The sequence below is a fragment of the Kitasatospora sp. NPDC040550 genome (assembly GCF_055594965.1).
Window position 1 is genome coordinate 31,092 of record NZ_JBVIWC010000005.1, and the last position, 19,357, is coordinate 50,448.

A 19,357-nucleotide genomic window follows, 5' to 3' on the forward strand; every position below is an offset into this window, starting at 1 on the left:
CGCCGCTCGGCTCAGCCCTTGGCGAGCAGGGACTGGGCGTGGGCGCGGACCTGATCCTTCGTCAGATAGGCGTCGGTGTACTCGAAGTCCTGCAGTCGGGCGGGCTGGCGGGCCAGGAAGCCGGTGCGGACGAAGTCGTCCCCGGCGGTCGCGTTGAGCAGCCAGTTCGCGCCCACCCGGAACTTCGCCGCATTGGTGCGCATCGCCATCAGGTGGTAACCGCGGGCCACCAACTGGGCGGGCACACCGCGTAGTTCGACGCCCATCGGCTTGGACACCGCGTCCTTGCCGCCGAGGTCGACCACCAGGCCGAGGTCCTTGTGGTAGTACGGCTCCAGCGGCTGGCTGCGCAGCGAGGCGATCACGTTGTCGGCCACCGCGCGGCCCTGGCGGGCCGAGTGCTGGGCGGTCGGCGGGCAGACCGCGCCGTCGCCCTTGGCCAGGTCGGGGACGGCGGCCGCGTCGCCGAGCGCGAACACGCCCTCGAACTGCGGCACCCGCATCTCCGCCGTCACCGCGAGGCGGCCGCGGACCGTCTCCGCGTCCAGGGTGCCGATCAGCGGGCTCGCGGCCACGCCGGCCGTCCAGATCAGGGTGCGGCAGGGGATCACCCGGCCGTCGGTGAACTTGACCGTCTCGGCGCCGACCTCGGCCACCGAGACGCCCAGCGACACCTCGATGCCGCGGTCGCGCAGCACCTCCAGGGCCGCCGTGCCGAGGGCGTCGCCCAGTTCGGGCATCAGCTTGGGGGCGATGTCGATCAGGTGCCACTTGATCTGGCGGGCGTCCAGGCGCGGGTAGCGGCGGGCGGCGGCGGTGGTGAGGCGTTGCAGGCAGGCGGCCGTCTCGGTGCCCGCGTAGCCGCCGCCGACCACCACGAACTGCAGCCGGGACTCGCGCTCGCGCTGGTCCAGGGTGGCCGAGGCGAGGTCGAGTTGGGCGATCACGTGGTCGCGGACGTAGGCCGCCTCGGCGAGCGTCTTCATGCCGCGGGCGTAGTCGGTCAGGCCGGGGATGTCGAAGGTGCGGGTGACGCTGCCGGGGGCGAGCACCAGGGCGTCGTACTTCTGCGCGACCACCTCGTCGGTGATCTTGCGGACCACGCACACCCGGGAGGCCGGGTCCACGCCGATGGCGCCGCCGGGGACGATGTGGGTGCGGCGCAGGCTCCGGCGCAGGGAGACCGCCACGGACTGGGGGGTGAGGACGCCGGCCGCGACATGGGGGAGGAGGGGGAGGTAGAGCTGGTAGCTGAACGGCGTGACCAGCGTGATCTCGGCCTCCGACGGCGAGAGCTTGCGTTCGAGGCGGCGGGCGCACTCCAGGCCTGCGAAGCCGCCGCCCACGATCAGGATCCGAGGTCGTTCCATCGCTCATCCCTTTGCCGTACAGGTCGTACCGGAAGGCCCCCATTACTGTCCGCCACACTCGCACGGAGCAGCGGGGGCTGCCACCGGGGTGGGGCGGAGGGGGGAGGAGGGAGGGATGGGGTGCGGGGCGGAACGTGTGAGCGGGGTTCAGGTCGGGGGAGCGGGGCGGGCTGCGCAGGCGCGGGCCGGTGCGTACGGGGGTGGGCGGGGCACCGATAAGCTGTCGGGCGTGCTCCCCGAGGTGACGGCGATCCGGTACGTGACGCCACTGCGAGAAGGCGGCTCGATGCCGGGCCTGGTCGAGGCCGACGACCGGCGGCTGTACGCGCTGAAATGGGTCGGCGCCGCGCAGGGCCGGAAGGCGCTGGTCGCGGAGGTGCTGGCCGGCGAGCTGGGGCGGCGGCTGGGGCTGCCGGTGCCGGAGCTGGTGACCGTCGACCTGGATCCGGTGCTCGCGCGCAGCGAGCCGGACCACCAGGTCCAGGACCAGATGCGGGCCAGTGGCGGGACCAACCTCGGGATGGCCTTCGTCAGCGGGGCGCTGAACTTCGACCCGCTCTGCTTCGAGGTGGACCCCGAACTGGCCGGGCAGGTGCTCTGGTTCGACGCGCTGATCGGCAACGTGGACCGGTCCTGGCGCAACCCGAACCTGCTGGTGGCGACCGGTGGGCTGCGGCTGATCGACCACGGCGCGAGCCTGATCTTCCACCACAACTGGGCCGGTGCCGCGGGCTGGGTGCGCCGCCCGTACGACGCCTCCGACCATGCGCTGCTGCGCGCCCGGCCGGATCTGGCGGCGGCGGACAAGGCGCTCGCGCCGCTCGCGGCGGAGGCCGTCGAGGCGGCGGTGGCGCAGATTCCCGAGGTGTGGCTGGTGGACGAGTTCGGTTTCGACTCGCCCGAGGACGTGCGCGCCGCGTACCGCGCCCAGCTGACCGAGCGACTGGCCGGTCCGCGGGACTGGCTGCCGGAGGTGTCCGCATGACCGAGCCGCTGCCGGCCGCGCTGCCGGCCGTCGTGGAGCTGCACGACTACGAGTACGCCGTGATCAGGGCGGTGCCGCGGGTCGAGCGGGGCGAGTGCGTGAACGTCGGGGTGCTGCTGTACTGCCGGCAGAGTGCCCACCTGGGTGCGCGGACCCATCTGGACCAGGCCCGACTGCTGGCGCTGGACCCGGTCGCGGACGTGCAGGGGGTGCGCCGGGCCTTGCAGGGGATCGAGGCGGTCTGCCAGGGCGGGCCGCAGGCCGGCCCGGCGGCCTCGGACAGCCCCGGGCAGCGGTTCCGCTGGCTGACGGCGCCGCGCAGCGCCGTCGTCCAGCCGGGGCCGGTGCACACCGGGCTGACCGCGGACCCGGACGCCGAGCTGCGGCGGCTGTTCGACCAGCTGGTGCTCTGAGCCCGCCGCTCCGGCCCTGCCCCTCGTGCCCGTCCCGCCCCTCGTGCCCGTCCCGCGCCTCCCGTTCCTCCTGCGCCTCCTGCCCCTTCTGGGCCGAACGGGGGTACTGTGAGGCGGCTCGCCGACGGTTGCCGTGGTCAAAGCTTGAGTTAGTGAAGCACTCGGCCGTACGCTGGCCCCATGGGTTCGATCTCGACGACGACCGTACCGACCAACGCCGAGCTGATGGAGGCGTTGGCCGCCGTCGGTGCCGCGTACTTCCAGGACTTCGCGGCGGCTGCGGCCCGGCACGGGCTGTCCTCCTCCCAGGCCAAGGCGCTGGGCTCGGTGCAGGAGCCGGTGCCGATGCGCGCGCTGGCCGGGCGACTGGGCTGCGACGCGTCGAACGTGACCGGGATCGTGGACCGGCTGGAGACGCTGGGCCTGGCCAACCGGGAGGCGGCCGCCGGTGACCGCCGGGTGAAGATCGTGGTGATCACGGCCGAGGGCCGGGAGATCCTCAACCGGATCCGCGGCGAGATGGCCCGCACCCACCAGGCCTTCGAGGCGATGACCGACGAGCAGCGGATCGCCCTGCACTCGATCTGCGGGCAGGTCCTGCCGGTGCTGGCCGGCCGGACGGGCGGCGCGCCGCAGTAGGAGCGGCCAGCGGGCCCGCCCGACCGGCGGGGCGGGTCAGAGCCCGTCGGCGAGTACCGGCGGCAACGGCCGGTGGTGCGGCAGGGTGAGCGTGCGGGTGGCGCGGGACAGCGCGACGTAGAGGTCCCGCGCGGGCAGTTCGGCGTCGTCGTGGGCGTGGTCGCGGGTGCGGCGGGCGTGCTCCCGGGCCGTGTCCAGGTGGGCGCGGAGCCGGTCGAAGGGGGCTCGTTCGCTGCGCGGGGCCTGGGTGAGGGCGGGGTCGGGGGCTCCGGTCGGTGCCGGTGTTCCGTTCATCAGTGTGGTAACCTGGCGGCGAGAAGTTTCCAGTTCTCGATCTGATGGGCGCTCAATCGGCCCGGCCTGCCCCATCCGCCGACGTTCGGCGTGACCTCGGCTGTTAGGCTTGCGAAGCGTGAGCGCGAAGCCCCAGATCCCCAATGTCCTGGCCTCCCGGTACGCCTCGGCGACCCTGGCCCAGCTGTGGTCCCCCGAGCACAAGGTGGTCCTCGAGCGCCACCTGTGGCTCGCCGTCCTGAAGGCCCAGCAGGACCTCGGTGTCGAGGTGCCCGCGAATGCCGTCGCCGACTACGAGCGGGTGGTCGACCAGGTCGACCTCGGCTCGATCGCCGCCCGTGAGCGGGTCACCCGCCACGACGTGAAGGCCCGGATCGAGGAGTTCAGCGAGCTCGCCGGCCACGAGCAGATCCACAAGGGCATGACGTCCCGGGACCTGACCGAGAACGTCGAGCAGCTCCAGATCCGCCAGTCCCTGGAACACGTCCGGGACCGCACGGTCGCCGTCCTGGTCCGCCTGGCCAAGCTGTCCGCCCAGCACTCCGAGCTGGTCATGGCCGGCCGCTCGCACAACGTGGCCGCGCAGGCCACCACCCTGGGCAAGCGCTTCGCGTCGATCACCGACGAGCTGCTGGTCGCCTTCCGCCGCCTGGAGGAGCTGATCGCCCGCTACCCGCTGCGCGGGATCAAGGGCCCGGTCGGCACCGCCCAGGACATGCTGGACCTGCTCGGCGGCGACACCGAGAAGCTCGCCGAGCTGGAGCGCCGGGTCGCCGGCCACCTCGGCTTCGACCACGTGCTGACCAGCGTCGGTCAGGTCTACCCGCGCTCGCTGGACTTCGAGGTGCTCACCGCCCTCGTCCAGCTGGCCGCCGCGCCGTCCAGCCTGGCCAAGACCATCCGCCTGATGGCCGGCCACGAGCTGGTGACGGAGGGCTTCAAGGAGGGCCAGGTCGGCTCCTCCGCGATGCCGCACAAGATGAACACCCGCTCCTGCGAGCGCGTCAACGGCCTGGCCGTCATCCTGCGCGGCTACGCGTCGATGACCGGCGAGCTGGCCGGCGACCAGTGGAACGAGGGCGACGTCTCCTGCTCCGTGGTGCGCCGGGTCGCGCTGCCGGACGCCTTCTTCGCCTTCGACGGCCTGCTGGAGACCTTCCTCACCGTCCTGGACGAGTTCGGCGCCTTCCCGGCCGTGATCGAGGCCGAGCTGGACCGCTACCTGCCGTTCCTGGCCACCACCAAGGTGCTGATGGGCGCGGTGCGCGCGGGCGTCGGCCGGGAGACCGGCCACGAGGTGATCAAGGAGCACGCCGTCGCCTCGGCGCTGGCCATGCGCGCCGGCGCCCGGGAGAACGAGCTGCTGGACCGCCTCGCCGCCGACGAGCGGATCCCGCTGGACCGGGCCGCGCTGGACGCGCTGCTCGCCGACCGGCTGTCCTTCACCGGTGCGGCCGGGGCGCAGGTCGCCGAGGTCGTCCGTCAGGTGGAGGCCGTCGCGGCGGCCTACCCGGAGGCGGCCAAGTACGCCCCGGGCGACATCCTCTGACGTAACGTCAGTTTTCCGGCGAGGGCCCTGCCGCCGTTCCGGTGGCGGGGCCCTCGTGCGCCCGGGGGCGGCCCGGGTCGAGCGGCGGGGTGGTGGTGGCGCAGGGCCAGTCGCAGTTCGGCTCGGCCACCGGGTGCTCCTCCTCCGGTGCCAGCACGTTGCCCCGGACGGTGGCGAAGGCGATCAGCCCGCCGGCGGCCAGCAGGCCCGCGCAGATCAGCATCGCGGTGTGGAAGGCGGAGTCCACCGCGGACGGCACCCGGTAGGCGTCGCCGCTCAGTCCGGCCAGGGCCGGCAGGGCGGCCACCGCGAGCAGGCCGGCCGCGCGGGCGGCGGCGTTGTTGACGCCGCTGGCGATGCCCGCGTGCCGCACCTCGACGGCGGCCAGCACGGTGGCGGTGAGGGGTGCGACCAGCAGCGTCATCCCGGAGCCCATCACCGCGACCGCGGGCAGCACGTCCGCCCAGTAGGAGGATCCGGGGCCGGTGCGCAGCATCAGCAGCACCCCGGCGGCGCACAGCAGCGGGCCCACGGTGAGCGGCACGCGCGGCCCGATCCGCTTGCCGAGCCGCCCGGCGCGCGCGGACAGGGTCAGCATCAGCACCGTGATCGGCACCAGGGCGAAGCCGGAGACCAGCGGGGAGAAGCCCGAGACGATCTGCAGCTGCACCACCAGCAGGAAGAACACCCCGCTGAACGCCGCGTAGACGCAGAGGGTGACCAGGTTCACGGCGGTGAACAGCCGGGAGGAGAACAGTCCGAGCGGCAGCATCGGGTCGGGCGCGCGCCGTTCGACGGCCACGAAGGCGGCGGCCAGCAGCAGGCCGATCGCACCGGTGACCCAGACGGCGGGGGACAGCCCCTCCCCGGCGGCGGTGAGCGCGTAGGTGACGGCGCCGAGCGCGAGGGCGGCGAGCAGGGCGCCGGGCACGTCGAAGCGGCCGGTGGCGGACTCGTCCCGGCTCTCCGGGACGTAACGGGAGGTCACCGCGATCACGGCGGCGGCCAGTGGCAGGTTCAGCAGGAAGATCCAGCGCCAGCCGGGGCCGTCCACCAGCCAGCCGCCCAGGAAGGGGCCGACGGCGGCCGACACCCCGCCCAGGCCGGACCAGAGGCCGACCGCCGCCGAGCGGTCGTCCGGGTGGAAGACCGCCTGGAGCATGGCGAGCGAGCCCGGGGTGAGCAGCGCCCCGCCGATGCCCTGGACGGCGCGGGCGGCGATCAGCACGTGGATGGTCGGGGCCGCGGCGCAGGCGGCGGAGGCGACGGCGAACCAGACCACGCCGATCAGGAAGACCCGGCGCCGTCCGTAGCGGTCGCCGAGGGCGCCGCCGAGCAGGATCAGGCCGGCCAGGGTGAGCAGATAGGCGTTCAGGGTCCATTGCAGGGAGGCGAGGGAGGCGCCGAGGTCGGTGCCGATCCGGGGCAGGGCGACGTTGACGACGGTGCCGTCGAGCATCGCCATGCTGGAGCCGAGCACGGTCGCGAGGAGTACCCAGCGGCCCTGCGCGGTGCCCAGGCGCAGAGTGCCGGCTTGAGAGGTGGCCACGGGCCGAATCCTGCGCCCGCCGGGGCGTACGTGACAAGGGTCACCGGGTGGTGTGTCGGTCGGTGGCGGTGCGTGAACGGACGGTCGCACGGGGGTGGTGTCGGCGGCGCAGGGTGGTGGATCAGTGGCGCCGGGTGAATGGATCGTGCACTGACCGTACAAGGGATCATTCGGAGGGTGACGGGGCGGCGGGGGTTGTTGCCGATTCAAGAGATCGACATTGCTTCACCCGAACGGATGAGTTTTAGTTCAGCGACCGCCCGGCCAGTCCGGACGGATCCACCGGGTGGAACGCCGAGTCCTGCCGCTGCCCGGTGGCTCGCACCGAACTCTGTACGGCAGGAGCGGGGGACCCACAGGTAAGTCGCCGGACCGGAGTTCGCGCCTTTTCGGGCGTGGACCACCAGGGCCGGCTTGGGGTGAAGCCGCGCATGCGGCCGGGCAACTCCAGCCCGAACCCGACAGCTCACCTCGCAGGCGTCGGAGAGGAAAATTCCATGCCTGCACAGGCTCGTCGTATCGCCCTGCCCCGTGCCGCCCGCATCGGCATCGCCACCGCCGTCACCGGCGCCTCGTTCGTCCTGCCGCTCGTGACCGCGATGAGCGCCCAGGCGCACACCGCCCCGGCGGCCACCACCGCTCCTGCCGCTCCCCAGGCCGCCGCTCCGGCTGCCGCCCCGGCCGCCCAGCAGAGCTACCGCGTCGTCAGCGGTGACACCCTCTCGAAGATCGCCGACGTCAAGCACGTCGAGGGCGGCTGGCACGCGCTGTACGAGCAGAACCGCTCGGTGGTCGGCGCCGACCCGAACCTGATCTTCCCCGGCCAGCAGCTGGCCCTCGCCGGTCACGCCGCCGCCCCGGCGAAGCCCGCCGCTCCGGCAGCCCCGGCCAAGCCGGCCGCTCCGGCCGCCAAGGACACCTCCGCCGCCGCGGACACCCAGGTGCAGGTCCGGACCGAGGCCGCCAAGCCCGGCGCCCAGGTGCAGACCCAGGTTCAGACCGCCGCCCCGGCCCCGGCCGTGACCGCCGCCCCGGTCGCCGCCACCTCCGGCTACGTCGCCCCGCTCGCCAACCCCGTGCTGGGTGAGGCCTACGGCGTGGCCGGCTCGATGTGGGCCTCCGGCCACCACACCGGCCAGGACTTCGTCGCCTCCACCGGCACCCCGCTGCGCGCCGTCGCCAACGGTGTCGTGGTGAAGGCCGGCAACGACGGCGCCTACGGCAACGAGGTCGAGATCAAGCTCGCCGACGGCAAGTACGCCCAGTACGCGCACCTGTCCTCGATCGGCGTGAGCGTCGGTCAGACCGTCACCGCCGGCCAGCAGCTCGGCCTCTCCGGTGCGACCGGCAACGTGACCGGCCCGCACCTGCACTTCGAGATCCGTACCGGTCCGGAGTACGGCTCGGACATCGACCCGGTCGCCTACCTGCGGGCGCACGGCGTCGCGCTCTGACCCTCCGGGGCCTTCCGCAGGAACGTGTGAACCACCGCTGGTGCGGGGCGAATCGACCGCCCGGGATGGTCATGTCGGGTGACCGCTCGACCGGGTGATCGCCGCACCGGTGGACCTGGGCGCGGGACACGCCCAAGGCCGGCCCGGCCGTACGGGACACCTCTCGTACGGCCGGGCCGGCCGCTGCCGTTCTCCCGCCCGGCCGCGTTCGAGCCGTCGAACGCGACGTCAACACGGCTGCCGGGAAAGCCGGTCACCGTCGTTTGCGGGCCGACCGCGATGTGCCGATCCTGGCGGGCAGTCAGTGCCCGGCCGGTCCGGCGGGCGGGTGCGCCCGGGTGGACGAGGGAGGCCGGATGGCCGTGCGGAGCGGGGAAGAGGTCGGGGAGCGGGCCGGTGCGGGTGGGGCCGGTGAGCGGGCCGGTGCGGATGGGGTCGACCGGTTGAAGCCGGACTCGGTCGGCCTGGTGGGCGTGGTGTTCATGGCGGTCGCCTCCGCCGCCCCGATCACCGCGATGACGGGGAACCTGCCGATCATCGTCGGGCAGGGCAACGGGGTCGGCGCGCCCGCCGCGTACGTCCTGGTCACCGTGGTGCTCACGGTGTTCTCGGTCGGGTACGTGGCGATGGCCCGGCACCTCACGGCCGCCGGGGCGTTCTACGGGTACGTCTCGCACGGGCTGGGCCGGGTGGTCGGGATGGCCGCGGGGCTGCTCGCGGTGCTGGCGTACGTCGTCTTCGAGGCCTCGGTCATCGGCTTCTTCGCGTACTCGCTGCGCGGACTGGTCCGTTCGCAGCTGGGCCTGGACCTCGGCTGGGGCTGGTACGCGCTGGCCGTGGTGGCGGTGATCGGGGTGACGGCCTGGTTCGACCTGCACCTGACGGCCAGGGTGCTCGGGGTGGCGCTGGTCCTGGAGGTCGGGGTGCTGGCTGCGCTCTCGCTGGCCGTCCTGGTCTCCGGCGGCGGACCGGACGGCCTCGCCGGCGAGGCGGTGAATCCGCTGAACGCGCTGCGCGGGGTGGGGAGTTCGGGGATGGCCGGGGCCGGGCTGGGGCTGTACTTCGCGTTCTGTTCCTGGGTCGGCTTCGAGTCGACCGCGATGTACGGGGAGGAGTCCCGCGACCCGAAGCGGGTGGTGCCGCGGGCGACCCTGCTGTCGGTGGTCGGGATCGGGCTGTTCTACGTCTTCGTGTCCTGGATGATCGTGTCCGGCAACGGAGTCGGGCACGCGATCGCGGTGGCGGGCGGCGCGGTGCCCGGCAAGGACGGCAACAGCCTGTTCTTCGACCCGTTGGGGGCGCACCTGGGCGGCTGGGCGGTGACGGTCTTCCAATGGCTGGTCGTCACCGGCTCGTTCGCCTGCGCGACGGCCTTCCACCAGTGCGCCGCACGGTACTTGTACGCGATCGGGCGAGAGGGACTGCTGCACCCGGCGCTCGGGCGGACCCACCCGCGGCACGGCTCGCCGCACGTGGCCTCGGTCGTGCAGTCCGGGATCGCGGCCGGGCTGGTGCTGGCGTTCCTGGCGGCGGGGATGGACCCGTACGTCCATCTGTACACGCTGCTGGCGCTGTTGGGGACGATGGCGATCCTGGTCGTGCAGACGCTCTGCTCCTTCGCGGTGGTCGGGTACTTCCACGTGCAGGGCCGGCACCCGGAGACCGCGCACTGGTGCCGGACGCTGGTCGCGCCGCTGGTCGGCGGGGTGGCGATGGGGGCGGTGGTGGCGCTGCTGGTGGTCAACCGGGGTGCGGCGGCCGGGGCGGCGACGGGCACCGTGCTGTACGAGCTGTTGCCGTACCTGGTGATCGGGGTGTTCCTGGGCGGGATCGGGACGGCCCTGGTGCTGCGCCGGCGGCGGCCGGAACTGTACGCGCGGATCGGGCGGATCGTGCTGGAGGAGGCGGTGGAGCGGTGACCGGCCGGTCGGCCGACTGGTCGGCTGACCGGCCGCCTGGCGGCAGCGGCAGCGGTCAGGGGTGGCGGGCCGGGAGGCCGTGTTCGGCGGCGGTCAGCAGGTCGTGCATCCGGTGGCCGAAGTCCTCGGTGTCGCGGGCGGGTTCGGGGAAGACCAGGCGGACGTCGCGGTGGCCGTGCGAGTGGTCCAGGCGCAGCACCAGGCCGTGGCGGTCCAGGGCGAGCGGGCGGACGTCCGGGCCGTGGGTGAGCAGTGCCGGGTCGAGCAGCCGGGTGAGCAGGTCGAGGGCGTCGGCGTGGTCGTCGGCCAGGTGGGTGAGCAGGGCGGCCTCGTGCCGGGCCAGCGGGTCGGGGGCGGCGAGGGCGAGGTCGGCGGCGGTGAGCGCGCCGGTGCCGTACGGGGTGGCGAGGACGGCGTGGGCGACGTCGACCCGCAGGTGGACGCTGAGGCCGTCGTCGGCGAGGTGGGCCAGGTGCAGCCGGCCGGCCAGGGTGAGCCGGGCGCGGATGCGGTCGCGGACCGCCACGGGGGAGACGTCGGTGACGTCGAGTACGACGGCCAGGCCGTCGGTGGCGGTGGCGGTGGCGAGGGCCGCGACGAGCGGGGCGTCCAGCGGGGCGCGCAGGCGCAGCCGGGAGCCGTGGACGGAGACCGGGGTGTCCAGGTCGTGGTGCTCGCCGAGGGCGCGGACGGTGAGCGAGGAGGTCGCGCTGAGCAGGCTGCGGACCCGTTCGGCGGTGGTGGGCTCGGGCACCTCGGCGTCACCGGCGGTGATGCTCATGGACGGACCTCCTGGTAGTTAGGTGAGCCTAACCTAATGTCCCCCTGGGGGTGTGGCAAGTGGGCGCGCGGCGACGTCGAGGCGTGCAGCGGGGTGCGGAGCTGCGGCGAGGGCCCGGACGCGTGGTGGCGTCCGGGCCCTCGGGGCGTCGTGGCGGCGGGTCAGGCGATGACGGCCTGGGCGTCGATCTCCACCAGCATCGGCTCCTGCGGCAGTTCGACGAAGATCGTGGTGCGGCAGGGCTTCACCCCGCCGGGCTTGACGTTCTCCTCGATGAACTCGGCGTAGACCTCGTTCATCAGCGGGAAGTCGGCGCGCTTGGTGAGGTAGACGCGGAACATCACCACGTCCTCGATGGTGGCGCCGCCGGCCTCGACGATCGCCTTGACGTTCTCCAGGGTGCGGCGGGTCTGCGCCTTCACGTCGCCGTGGTGGAGGTACTCGCCGGTCGCCGGATCCTGCGGGCCCTGACCGGAGACCTGGAGGATCGGGCCCTTGCGGACGCCCTGGGAGAACATCCAGGCGGGGGCCGGGGCGCCGTCGGTGCGGATCTCGATCTTGTCGGAGGACATCGGGGTCTGGGCTCCTTGCGGTTGATGGCGGTGCGGTGACGGTTCGTCAGTTCTGGTCGGGGCGGCCGCAGTCGGCCGACACGGACCGGGCGGTCGCGAGCAGCTGCGGGAGCAGGTCCAGCACCTGCTCGTACGGGAGCACGACGTCCGGGACGGAGATGGAGGCGGCGGCGACCACCCGGCCGCTGGCGTCCCGGATCGGGGCGGCGACGCAGTTGATGAAGGCCTCGTGCTCGGCGTGGTCCTGCGCCCAGCCCTGGGCGGCGACCTTCTCCAGCTCGGCGAGCAGCGCCTCGGGCGTGGTGAGGGTGCGTTCGGTGTGCGGGGTGAAGTCGATCCCGGCCACCACCCGGCGGCGCTCGGGCAGCGGGAGGTCGGCCAGCAGGATCTTGGAGACGGCGGCGCTGTGCAGGGCGGCGCGCAGGCCGATCCGGGAGTACATCCTGACCGGGTGTCGGGAGTCGAACTTGTCGATGTAGACCACCTCACCGCCCTCGTAGGCCGCCAGGTGCACGGTCTGGCCGGTGGCGGAGTTCAGCTCGGCGAGGTGCGGGGCGGCGATCCGGCGGACGCCGCGCTGCTCCAGGGCCAGGCCGGACAGGGCGAACAGGCCGGCGCCGAGGTGGTAGCGGTAGGCCGCGTCGCGGTAGACGAACCGTTCCTCCTCCAGGCTCTGGAGCAGTCGGAGCACGGTGGTCTTGTGCACGCCGAGGACCTCGGCCAACTGGTCCAGGGAGCGTTCGCCCTCGCCGAGTTCGGCGAGGATGCGCAGGGCGCGGGTGACGGTCTGACTCATCGGGCTCGTGCTCCGGTCGGGTGGCGGGGGTCGGTGCTCATTGTGCCCGGGCCCGGTCGGCGCGCGCTCCGGCCGTCGCCTGGGCCGTCGCCTGGGCGGCTGCTTGGTCCGCTTGGGCCGCTTGGTCCGCCGCTTGGGCCGCCTGGGCCGGTGTCCGCACCGGCGGCTCTGCCCCGGTCCGCAGCCAACGGCGGGCGGCGGGCAGGGCCGGGGAGTCGATGCTCTCGGCACTGACCCGGGTGGCGGCCCAGTCGGCGGGGGAGGCGTCGAGCAGGGCGGTCAGCACCGGGGCGGGCGGCAGCTCGGCCTGGTCGCCGTGCGCGGTCAGCGCGCAGGCCGCGCTCACGTGGCCCAGCCGCAGCCGGCGGCGCTGGTCCAGGGCGTGGAGGGTGCCGGCCAGGTAGCCGGCCGCGAAGGCGTCGCCCGCGCCGGTCGCCTCCACCACCTCGACGGCCAGGGCCGGTTCGGCGACGGCCGTGCCGTCCCGCTCCAGGGCGGTGACCAGCCGGGCGGCGTCCTTGACCACCACGGTGGCGGGTGAGGGGAAGCGGCGGCGCAGCGCGGCGGGCTCGTCGGTGCCGAAGGCGGCCTCGGCCTCGTCGGCGCCGAGTAGCAGCAGGTCGGCGGCGTCCAGTAGCGGTGGCAGCACGGCCGGGTCGCGGTCCCGCCAGAGTGCGGGGCGCCAGTTGAGGTCGAAGCTGACCAGCCGCCCCGGGCGGCGGTCCGCGAGCAGGGCGCGCAGCAGGGCGAGGCAGTCGTCCGAGAGCGCGGCGGTGATGCCGGACAGGTGCAGCAGGCGGGCGCCGGCCAGCAGGTCGGCGGCGGCCGGGTCGGTGAGCAGCGCGGGGGAGAGGGCGGCGGCCGCGGAGCCGCGCCGGTGGTAGTGCAGCCGGCTGCGGCCGGGGCCGAGGTCGTGCCGGTGGCCGGTGGTGCCGCCGACCTCCTTGAGGTAGAGGCCGGTCGGGCGGTGCGGGTCGACGGTGACGCCGGAGACGTCCACGCCGCGGGCGGCGACCTCGGCGAGCAGACGGCGGCCGAAGCCGTCGTCGCCGACCCGGCTGATCCAGGCGGTCGGCACGCCGAGCGCGGCCAGCGCCCCGGCCACGTTGGACTCGGCGCCGCCGACGGACAGCCGGAAGGTGTCCACGGACTCCAGCGGGCCGGGGCGGTCGGGCAGGAGCACGGCCATCGACTCGCCCACACACACGGCCGTCGGGGGAGGGCCGGGGCGGTCGGGCCCCGGGTGGTCCTGTGGCGGCATCTGCTGGGCTCCTCGTCTGCGGCGGCGGCGTGTCGACCTCTGACGGTGGGGTCCGACTCCGTTGACCGTGATCCGGCGCCGATGCTAGAACCGTGTTGCCAGCATGTGCAACCCTCGTTGCACATGTTGCAACATGGCGGATGGAGGACGACGGTGGAGCAGACCTTCGCGAGCAGGGGCACCTTCGCGAGCGGCGCGGACGGGCCCGGCATCGCCGAGGGGGCGGTCGCGGCACTGGCCGACGAGACCCTCGACTGGCGGTTCAAGGCCGCCCCGCCGGAGAGCTGGGGTCGCACCACCCGCGACTGGCTCGCCATCGGACCGACCCTCTCCTCCCTCGCCACCCCGCTGCTCACCCTCGACGGCGCCGCGCTCGACCACAACGTCCGCACCATGGCCGACTGGTGTGCCGCGGCGGGCGTCGCGCTCGCCCCGCACGGCAAGACCACCATGGCGCCCGAGCTCTGGCAGGCCCAACTCGCGGCCGGCAGCCACGGGATCACCCTCGCCAACCTGCCCCAGGTGCGGGTCGCCCGGGCCTTCGGCGTGCAGCGGATCCTGCTCGCCAACACCCTGCTCGACCCGGCCGGACTCGCCTGGCTCGCCGCCGAACTGACCGCCGACCCGGGCTTCGGCTTCCTCTGCTGGACCGACTCCACCCAGGGCGTACGGCTGATGGACGAGGCGCTGCGCGCCGCCGGGGCCGAGCGGCCGGTCGAGGTGCTGGTCGAACTCGGCGGCCCGGGCGGGCGGACCGGTGTGCGCGGGGTGGACGCCGCCGTCGAGGTCGCCGCCGCCGTGCTGCGCGCCCCCACCCTGCGGCTGGCCGGTGTCGGTGGCTACGAGGGTGCCCTGGCGCACGACGCCACCGCCGAGGGACTGGCCGCCGTCCGCGGCTACCTGAAAGCGCTCGGCGAGCTGCACGGCCGGCTCGCCGGGGCCTACCCGGACGGCGCGCCACCGGTGGTGTCGGCCGGCGGCAGCGCCTACTTCGACCTGGTGGTCGAGGAGTTGGCCGCCCTGCCGGAGGCACTGGTGGTGCTCCGCTCGGGCGCGTACATCGCCCACGACGACGGGTTCTACCGGGGCATCTCCCCGCTCGCCCGGGGCGGCGGACCGACCCCGTTCCGCGGTGCGCTGCACGGCTGGGCCCGGGTCGCCTCCCGACCCGAGCCGCAACTCGCGCTGTTGGACGCGGGTAAGCGCGACCTGCCCTTCGACGAGGGCCTGCCCGAGCCGCAACTGGTGCGCGGCGGAGCGGCGTTGAACGGCACGGCGGCCCGGATCACCGCGCTCAACGACCAGCACGCCTTCCTCCGCGACGCGGGCGACCTCGCACCGGTCGGCGCGGTGCTGCGGCTCGGCGTCTCCCACCCGTGCACGGCCTTCGACAAGTGGACCGCGATCCCGGTGCTGGACTCCGCGGACGCGGCCGAGCCGAAGGTCACCGGGCTGGTCAGGACGTTCTTCTGATGACGACGGGGGAGAGAGCGACCGTCCTCGGCGGGGCGACCGGCTCCGAGGGGGTTACCGGCTCCGAGCGGGCGACCGGCTCCGAGGGGGCTACGGTCTTCAAGGGGGCCACGGTCGTCGACGGGACGGGCGCCGACCGCTACCGGGCGGACGTGCGGATCGCCGACGGAGTGATCACCGAGATCGGCGCGGCCCTCGGCGGAGGCACCGCGGTGGACGCCGACGGCCTGGTGCTCGCCCCCGGCTTCATCGACATGCACGCCCACTCCGACCTCGCCCTGCTGGTCGAACCCGAGCACCCGGCCAAGGTCACCCAGGGCGTCACCTGCGAGGTGCTCGGCCAGGACGGCCTGTCCTACGCCCCGGTGGACGACACCACCCTGCCCGCGCTGCGCCGCCAACTGGCCGGCTGGAACGGCGATCCGACGGGCCTCGACTGGGACTGGCGCGACGTCGGCGGGTACCTGGACCGGATCGACCGCACCCGGGTCGCCGTCAACGCCTGCTACCTGGTCCCGCACGGCTCGCTGCGGATGCTCGCCATGGGCTGGGACAACCGCCCGCCCACCCCGGCCGAACTCGACCGGATGCGGCAGGTGTTGGCGCAGGGCCTGCTGGACGGGGCGGTCGGCATGTCCAGCGGCCTCAGCTACACCCCCGGTCTGTACGCGGACACCGCCGAGCTGGTCGCACTGTGCACCGTGGTCGCGGCCTACGGCGGCTTCCACGCGCCGCACCAACGCTCCTACGGCAAGGGTGCGTTGGAGGGCTACGCGGAGATGGTGGAGATCGCCCGGCGGTCCGGCTGCGCGCTGCACCTGACCCACGCCACGATGAACTTCGGCGTCAACCGGGGCCGGGCCGGCGAGTTCCTGGAACTGGTCGACCGGGCGCTCGCGGACGGCGTCGACCTCACCCTGGACAGCTACCCCTACCTGCCCGGATCCACCACCCTGGCCGCCCTGCTGCCGAGTTGGGCCACCGAAGGCGGCCCCGGCGCCACCCTGGCGCGGCTCGCCGACCCGGCCGCGTGCGAGCGGATCCGGTACACGATGGAGCGGACCGGCAGCGACGGCTGCCACGGCGTGGTCGCCGACTGGGCGACCGTCCAGATCTCCGGTGTCCGCTCGGCCGACCTCGCGCCGACGGTCGGCCGGACGGTCGCCGACCTGGCCGCCGAGCGCGGGACCGGCGGGACGGAGGTCTTCCTCGACCTGCTGCGCCGCGACGAGTTGGCCACCACCGTCCTCCAGCACGTCGGGCACGAGGAGAACGTCCGGGCGGTGATGCGCCACCCCGCCCACACCGTGGGCAGTGACGGCCTGCTCGTCGGGGCCCGGCCGCACCCGCGCGCCTGGGGCACCTTCCCGCGCTACCTCGGCCACTACGGAAGGGAGTTGGGCGTGCTCACCCTGGAGCAGGCGATCACCCGGATGACCGGCCGGCCCGCCGCCCGGCTGGGGCTGGACCGGCGCGGCCGGATCGCCCCCGGGTACCACGCCGACCTGGTGCTGCTGGACCCGGAACGGGTCCGGGACACCGCCACCTTCGAGCAACCCCGGCTGCCCGCCGAGGGGATCGAGGACGTGTACGTCAACGGCACCGCCGTCGTCCGGCAGGGTCGCACCACCGGCGCCCGGCCCGGGCGCGCCCTGCGCCGCACCGATCGAGGAACGCTGGCCCGATGAACGCCACGAATGCTGTGAACCGCACGAACGCACTCTCCGAGCTGCGGAACGATCCGGTGATCGCGGTGGTCCGCGCACCCCGGATCCCGGACGCCGCCGCGCTGTGCGCCGCACTCGCCGAGGGCGGCATCAACTTCACCGAATTCACCTACACCACACCGGAGGTGACGGACCACCTGGAGCGCGCCTCGGCGGCCGGGTGGAAGGTCGGGGTCGGCACGGTGCTGACCGCCGAGCAGGCCGGGCGGGGGATCGACGCCGGGGCCTCCTTCCTGGTCACCCCCGGCTGCCGGCCCGAGGTCGCCGAGGCCGGGCGGGCGCGCGGGGTGCCGGTGGTGCTGGGGGCGCTGACCCCGACCGAGGTGGCCCGGGCGGTCGACCTGGGGGCGGCCGCCGTCAAGATCTTCCCGGCCCGGTCGTTCGGCCCCGGCTACTTCAAGGACCTGCGCGGCCCGTACCCCGACGTGCCGTTGGTGGCCTCGGGCGGGGTGAACGCGGGCAACGCGGCCGAGTTCCTGGCGCAGGGGGCGCTCGCGGTGTGCGCGGGGACGGACGTGGTGCCCCCGGCGGCGGTGGAGGCGGGGGACTGGGCCGAGATCACCAGGCGGGCCCGGGCGTTCACCCGGGCCTGCTCGGCGGGGGCGTAGCGGCTCCCACGGAGCGGGGTTCGCGGAGCGGGTTCGCGCCGGGTCGACCCGCAATCGCCCGCAATCGCCCGCCGTCGCTCCGGCGTCGGTTAGGTGAAGGTGCGCGGCGGGCTGTCGGGACGGACGGGATCGGACGAGAATCGGTGGCACCCGGCTCACCCCGGGCCCCTCGGCCCCCGGCCCGGGCGGCCCCCGGACCCGACAGGAGGACCCGCCCCATGACCTCGACCCGCCCCGGCCCCGACTGGTTGGCCGACGCCGTCCTCTACCAGATCTACCCGCAGTCCTTCGCGGACTCCGACGGCGACGGCATCGGCGACTTCGCCGGCATCACCGAGCACCTCGACCACCTCGCCTGGCTGGGCGTGGACACGGTCTGGCTCAACCCCTGCTTCGCCTCGCCGTTCCGCGACGCCGGGTACGACGTCACCGACTACCTCACCCCGGCCCCGCGTTACGGCCGCACCGAGGATCTGGTCGCGCTGGTCGAGGCCGCGCGCGGCAGGGGCATCCGGATCCTGCTGGACCTGGTCGCCGGGCACACCTCCGACCGCCACCCGTGGTTCCTGGCCTCCGCCGAGGACCCGGCCGACCAGCGCTACATCTGGTCCGACCGGCCGGTGGACGGCTTCGTGGCTTCGCCGGGGAGCCGGCCGGGCTGGTACCGGCCGAACTTCTTCGACTGTCAGCCCGCCCTCAACTTCGGCTACGCGCGCACGAGTTCGTCGGAGCCCTGGCGGCAGCCGGTGGACGCCGAGGGCCCGCGCGCCAACCGGGCGGCCCTGCGCGACATCATGGCGCACTGGCTGGACCTCGGCGTGGCCGGCTTCCGGGTGGACATGGCGTACTCGCTGGTCAAGGACGACCCGGGCCGGGTGGAGACCGCCAAGCTCTGGACCGAGCTGCGGGACTGGCTGGACCGCACCCACCCCGAGGCCGCGCTGTTCGCCGAGTGGGGCGAACCGGCCGCCGCCGTCGCGGCCGGGTTCCACGCCGACTTCTTCCTGCACTTCGGCGGGGACGACCACGGCCTCCCGCTGCGCTCGCTCTGGAACAACGGCGGCGGGACGGTCGAGGAGTTCTGGCAGCAGGGCCCGTGCTACTTCGAGGCCGAGGGGCGCGGCACCCCGCGGACCTTCCTGGACGCCTGGCGCTCCGCCGCCGAACTCACCGAGGGCAACGGGCACATCGTGCTGCCCACCGCCAACCACGACTTCTCCCGGCTGGCCACCGCCCCGCGCTCCGGGGAACAACTCGCCCCCGCCTTCGCCTTCCTGCTCACCTGGCCGACCCTGCCCGCCGTGTACTACGGCGACGAGATCGGCATGCGCTACCTGCCCGGACTGTCGGACGTCGAGGGCAGCGTGCTCGGCCCGCGCTTCAACCGGGCGGGGTCGCGGACCCCGATGCAGTGGACGCCGGGCCCCTCGGCCGGATTCTCGACGGCCGCGCCCGAGCGGTGCTACCTGCCGCCGGACCCGGACCCGCACCGCCCGGACGTGCTCTCCCAGCGCGCCGACCCGACCTCGCTGCTGCACACCGTCCGGCGCCTGATCGCGCTGCGCCGCGCCCACCCGGGGCTGGGCGCCTCCGGCGGGGTGGAGGTGCGGCAGGCCGGGTACCCACTGGTGTACGTGCGGTCCGGGCGGTACCTGGTGGCGGTGAACCCGCGCCGGGAGCGGGGCGCGGTCCGGCTGGCGGACCTCCCGGGCGGGGGCGGGGTGCGGCCGCTGGACGTGCAGGGGGTGCGGGTCGTGGACGGTGAGCTGCGGGCCGAGGGGTTCTCGTACGGGGTGTTCGAGCTGGCCTGAGCCGGGCCTGAGCCGGGCCGTCGAGGCGTTCTTCGGCGGCCCGGCTTCCGCTCCGTGTCGGATGGTTGTAAGCTACATCCATAGATGGTTGCATTTACCACCTGTATTGGTTGCATTTGCCATCGTCATCGAAGAGATCGCCGGAGGACGGTACGA

Annotated in this window: 17 protein-coding genes and 1 riboswitch; of the genes, 10 read left to right on the top strand and 7 right to left on the bottom strand. The window is 74.1% G+C overall.

Going from position 1 to position 19,357, the window contains the following annotated elements; genetic code table 11:
• Positions 1-11 precede the first annotated feature (11 nt).
• On the bottom strand, positions 12-1,370 hold the full coding sequence (locus ACZ58X_RS09760; RefSeq protein WP_470333129.1) for an NAD(P)/FAD-dependent oxidoreductase: 1,359 nt from the start codon (positions 1,368-1,370) through the stop codon (positions 12-14).
• 229 nt (positions 1,371-1,599) lie between these two features.
• Between ACZ58X_RS09760 and ACZ58X_RS09765 the strand changes: the two genes are divergently transcribed.
• From ACZ58X_RS09765 to ACZ58X_RS09775, 3 genes are all read left to right on the top strand, one after another.
• Positions 1,600-2,355 (top strand): HipA family kinase, encoded by a 756-nt coding sequence (locus tag ACZ58X_RS09765; protein ID WP_470333130.1) that lies wholly within the window; start codon positions 1,600-1,602, stop codon positions 2,353-2,355.
• A complete protein-coding gene (locus ACZ58X_RS09770; protein WP_470333131.1) occupies positions 2,352-2,768 on the top strand; it encodes a DUF3037 domain-containing protein in 417 nt (138 codons plus the stop codon). Before ACZ58X_RS09765 ends, ACZ58X_RS09770 begins: the two co-directional genes overlap by 4 nt.
• A 180-nt stretch (positions 2,769-2,948) precedes the next feature.
• Complete coding sequence (locus ACZ58X_RS09775; RefSeq protein ID WP_470333132.1) at positions 2,949-3,407, top strand: MarR family winged helix-turn-helix transcriptional regulator; 459 nt, start codon at positions 2,949-2,951, stop codon at positions 3,405-3,407.
• A gap of 36 nt (positions 3,408-3,443) precedes the next feature.
• Here the strand turns inward: ACZ58X_RS09775 and ACZ58X_RS09780 are convergent, their stop codons facing one another.
• Positions 3,444-3,701, bottom strand: coding sequence for a hypothetical protein (locus ACZ58X_RS09780; protein ID WP_470333133.1), 258 nt, complete (start codon positions 3,699-3,701; stop codon positions 3,444-3,446).
• A 118-nt stretch (positions 3,702-3,819) separates the two neighbouring features.
• Between ACZ58X_RS09780 and purB the strand changes: the two genes are divergently transcribed.
• Complete coding sequence (purB, locus tag ACZ58X_RS09785) at positions 3,820-5,250, top strand: adenylosuccinate lyase (RefSeq protein ID WP_470333134.1); 1,431 nt, start codon at positions 3,820-3,822, stop codon at positions 5,248-5,250.
• Positions 5,251-5,257: 7 nt separating this feature from the next.
• Here the strand turns inward: purB and ACZ58X_RS09790 are convergent, their stop codons facing one another.
• Positions 5,258-6,799 carry an MFS transporter gene (locus ACZ58X_RS09790; RefSeq protein WP_470333135.1) on the bottom strand — a complete coding sequence of 514 codons (1,542 nt, stop codon included), beginning with the start codon at positions 6,797-6,799 and terminating at the stop codon, positions 5,258-5,260.
• Positions 6,800-7,111: 312 nt separating this feature from the next.
• Positions 7,112-7,294, top strand: a riboswitch (cyclic di-AMP (ydaO/yuaA leader).
• Between the two features lie 2 nt (positions 7,295-7,296).
• On the opposite strand from ACZ58X_RS09790, the gene ACZ58X_RS09795 reads away from it, so the two are divergent.
• Entirely contained in the window at positions 7,297-8,253 is a 957-nt protein-coding gene (locus ACZ58X_RS09795; RefSeq protein ID WP_470333136.1) for a M23 family metallopeptidase, read from the top strand.
• Positions 8,254-8,609: 356 nt separating this feature from the next.
• Positions 8,610-10,172 (top strand): APC family permease, encoded by a 1,563-nt coding sequence (locus ACZ58X_RS09800; protein ID WP_470333137.1) that lies wholly within the window; start codon positions 8,610-8,612, stop codon positions 10,170-10,172.
• Positions 10,173-10,227: 55 nt separating this feature from the next.
• Here ACZ58X_RS09800 and ACZ58X_RS09805 read toward each other — a convergent pair whose 3' ends face one another.
• The 4 genes from ACZ58X_RS09805 to ACZ58X_RS09820 all read right to left on the bottom strand — a co-directional run bounded on the left by ACZ58X_RS09805 (position 10,228) and on the right by ACZ58X_RS09820 (position 13,510).
• Complete coding sequence (locus ACZ58X_RS09805; RefSeq protein WP_470333138.1) at positions 10,228-10,953, bottom strand: DUF2470 domain-containing protein; 726 nt, start codon at positions 10,951-10,953, stop codon at positions 10,228-10,230.
• Positions 10,954-11,114: 161 nt separating this feature from the next.
• Entirely contained in the window at positions 11,115-11,525 is a 411-nt protein-coding gene (locus ACZ58X_RS09810; RefSeq protein WP_360242373.1) for a RidA family protein, read from the bottom strand.
• Between the two features lie 46 nt (positions 11,526-11,571).
• The gene (locus ACZ58X_RS09815) at positions 11,572-12,321 is read right to left on the bottom strand and encodes an IclR family transcriptional regulator (protein WP_470333139.1); all 750 of its coding nucleotides are present in this window, start codon (positions 12,319-12,321) and stop codon (positions 11,572-11,574) included.
• 37 nt (positions 12,322-12,358) lie between these two features.
• Entirely contained in the window at positions 12,359-13,510 is a 1,152-nt protein-coding gene (locus ACZ58X_RS09820; protein ID WP_470333140.1) for a sugar kinase, read from the bottom strand.
• Between the two features lie 225 nt (positions 13,511-13,735).
• Between ACZ58X_RS09820 and ACZ58X_RS09825 the strand changes: the two genes are divergently transcribed.
• From ACZ58X_RS09825 to ACZ58X_RS09840, 4 genes are all read left to right on the top strand, one after another.
• Positions 13,736-15,055 carry a type III PLP-dependent enzyme domain-containing protein gene (locus tag ACZ58X_RS09825; protein ID WP_470333141.1) on the top strand — a complete coding sequence of 440 codons (1,320 nt, stop codon included), beginning with the start codon at positions 13,736-13,738 and terminating at the stop codon, positions 15,053-15,055.
• Entirely contained in the window at positions 15,055-16,743 is a 1,689-nt protein-coding gene (locus tag ACZ58X_RS09830) for an N-acyl-D-amino-acid deacylase family protein (protein WP_470333142.1), read from the top strand. The genes ACZ58X_RS09825 and ACZ58X_RS09830 overlap by 1 nt, the downstream gene beginning before the upstream one ends.
• A complete protein-coding gene (locus ACZ58X_RS09835) occupies positions 16,740-17,390 on the top strand; it encodes a bifunctional 4-hydroxy-2-oxoglutarate aldolase/2-dehydro-3-deoxy-phosphogluconate aldolase (protein WP_470333143.1) in 651 nt (216 codons plus the stop codon). Before ACZ58X_RS09830 ends, ACZ58X_RS09835 begins: the two co-directional genes overlap by 4 nt.
• Positions 17,391-17,608: 218 nt before the next feature.
• Positions 17,609-19,201 (top strand): alpha-amylase family glycosyl hydrolase, encoded by a 1,593-nt coding sequence (locus tag ACZ58X_RS09840; RefSeq protein WP_470333144.1) that lies wholly within the window; start codon positions 17,609-17,611, stop codon positions 19,199-19,201.
• Positions 19,202-19,357 lie beyond the last annotated feature (156 nt).

Bases quoted from the DNA above. Each gene is read 5' to 3' on its own strand.
- ACZ58X_RS09805 (WP_470333138.1), bottom strand. From the start codon at position 10,953: ATGAGCATCACCGCCGGTGACGCCGAGGTGCCCGAGCCCACCACCGCC.
- ACZ58X_RS09775 (WP_470333132.1), top strand. From the start codon at position 2,949: ATGGGTTCGATCTCGACGACGACCGTACCGACCAACGCCGAGCTGATG.
- ACZ58X_RS09780 (WP_470333133.1), bottom strand. From the start codon at position 3,701: ATGAACGGAACACCGGCACCGACCGGAGCCCCCGACCCCGCCCTCACC.
- ACZ58X_RS09770 (WP_470333131.1), top strand. From the start codon at position 2,352: ATGACCGAGCCGCTGCCGGCCGCGCTGCCGGCCGTCGTGGAGCTGCAC.
- ACZ58X_RS09815 (WP_470333139.1), bottom strand. From the start codon at position 12,321: ATGAGTCAGACCGTCACCCGCGCCCTGCGCATCCTCGCCGAACTCGGC.
- ACZ58X_RS09820 (WP_470333140.1), bottom strand. From the start codon at position 13,510: ATGGCCGTGCTCCTGCCCGACCGCCCCGGCCCGCTGGAGTCCGTGGAC.
- ACZ58X_RS09795 (WP_470333136.1), top strand. From the start codon at position 7,297: ATGCCTGCACAGGCTCGTCGTATCGCCCTGCCCCGTGCCGCCCGCATC.
- ACZ58X_RS09835 (WP_470333143.1), top strand. From the start codon at position 16,740: ATGAACGCCACGAATGCTGTGAACCGCACGAACGCACTCTCCGAGCTG.
- ACZ58X_RS09760 (WP_470333129.1), bottom strand. From the start codon at position 1,370: ATGGAACGACCTCGGATCCTGATCGTGGGCGGCGGCTTCGCAGGCCTG.
- ACZ58X_RS09800 (WP_470333137.1), top strand. From the start codon at position 8,610: ATGGCCGTGCGGAGCGGGGAAGAGGTCGGGGAGCGGGCCGGTGCGGGT.
- ACZ58X_RS09840 (WP_470333144.1), top strand. From the start codon at position 17,609: ATGACCTCGACCCGCCCCGGCCCCGACTGGTTGGCCGACGCCGTCCTC.
- ACZ58X_RS09830 (WP_470333142.1), top strand. From the start codon at position 15,055: ATGACGACGGGGGAGAGAGCGACCGTCCTCGGCGGGGCGACCGGCTCC.
- ACZ58X_RS09810 (WP_360242373.1), bottom strand. From the start codon at position 11,525: ATGTCCTCCGACAAGATCGAGATCCGCACCGACGGCGCCCCGGCCCCC.